This is a genomic window from Acidisphaera rubrifaciens HS-AP3 (assembly GCF_000964365.1).
GTDB classification, from domain to species: Bacteria; Pseudomonadota; Alphaproteobacteria; order Acetobacterales; family Acetobacteraceae; genus Acidisphaera; species Acidisphaera rubrifaciens.
Genome location: NZ_BANB01000560.1, coordinates 1 through 1,552 on the forward strand (window position 1 = coordinate 1; position 1,552 = coordinate 1,552).

Below are 1,552 nucleotides of genomic sequence, written 5' to 3' on the forward strand. Positions count from 1 at the left end.
ACGGGCGGGCGCGCGGCGGCGGGCCTTGAGTGACGGGGGCAGCGCCCTGCTCGTCGCCGCGGTGGCGGTGGTCGGCGTGCTGCATACCGTCGTTCCCGATCACTGGGTGCCGATCACGCTGCTCGCGCGGCAGCGCGGCTGGTCGCGGGCCGAGACGGCGCGCGCGGCGGCCCTCGCGGGCGTGGGCCATGCCGCCACCACCCTCGCGCTCGGCCTGTTGGTCTGGGTCGCGGGCGTGGCGGTCGCGGATCGGTTCGGCCGGATCGTCGATACCGGCGCGAGCCTCGCCCTGATCGCCTTCGGCGGCTGGATGGCCGTCGCTTCCTGGCGCGACCTGCGCCGGGGGCATGGGCACGGACACGGGCATGGCCACGGACATGGCCACGCGCACCGGCATGGGCACGGGCACCACCACGCGCACGGCCACGGGGATGCCGGCGGCGTGCATGGGCCCGAGCTGGTGCGGCTGGGCGACGCGCATCACGGCGCGCTGCTCTCCATCTACGAGGACGGCGTGCCGCCGCGCTTCCGGCTCTCCGGCGCCGAGGTCGATTTCGTCCGGCTGGAGACGATCCGCCCCGACGGGCGGCGTCAGACCTTCACCTTCGCCCGCCGCGGCGCCTACTGGGAGTCGCTGGAGCCGATCCCCGAGCCACACGGCTTCGAGGTGATCGTGACCCTGGCGCACAGGGATCATGCCCACCGCCACGCGACGACCTTCATCGAGCATGATCACGACGCGGAGGACGATGCCTTCCCTCCCGCCGCCCCGGCGGCGCCGCCGGACGATCCGCTCTACGCGCCGTTGCCTGGCGGCGTGCTGGTGCGCACCCGCCACGTGCATCTGCACCGCCACGGCGACGGGCCGCCGCATCTCCACTGGCACGATCACACGGCCGAGGACGCGCACGACCTGGCGCTCGACGCCGATGCCGCGCCGCCGCGGCACCGCCACGCGCACCGCACCTCGGCGCGGACCGCGCTTCTGCTGATCCTCGGCTCGTCGCCGATGCTGGAGGGGATACCCGCCTTCTTCGCGGCGGCGCGGTATGGCGTCGCGCTGTTGGCGCTGATGGCGCTTGTCTTCGCGGCGGCGACGATCGCAACCTATGTCCTGCTGTGCGTCGTTTCGACGGCGGGCCTGCGGCGCCTCCGTCTCGGGCTGCTCGAACGCTATGCCGAGGTGCTGAGCGGTGCGTTCATCATGCTGGTGGGACTGGTGTTCTGGATCTGGCCGGTGTCGTAGGCGCGCGCTTGCCCGGCGCCCGGACTGAGATGGCCGCGTCCTGGCCCGCGCCCACAACCGTGCCAACCTTGGCGGAGGCGCGCCGGGCGGCGCTGCGGGCGCCGCGGCTGGCCGAGACGCAGCTGATTCTCGGCGCGGCGCGACTACGGGCCGGTCACTGGGACCATGCCGTGCGCGCCTTCGCCGCCGCCGTGCGGCTCGCGCCGGATCATGCCGATGCGTGGGCCTGGCTCGGCACCGCCCGGCTTGAGACGGCCAATCCCGACGGCGCCGACCTCGCGTTCCTGCGTGCCCTGGCCCTGGCGC

General features: G+C 74.3%; 1 protein-coding gene and 1 pseudogene. Both read left to right on the forward strand.

Annotation, left to right across the window (positions count from 1 at the left end; translation table 11 throughout):
* Positions 1-1,246: pseudogene (locus B8460_RS22920) on the forward strand (hypothetical protein); the annotation flags it as partial.
* 59 nt (positions 1,247-1,305) lie between these two features.
* Positions 1,306-1,552 (forward strand): tetratricopeptide repeat protein (locus B8460_RS14635; protein WP_148360621.1); only part of this gene is annotated, 247 nt, incomplete at its 3' end.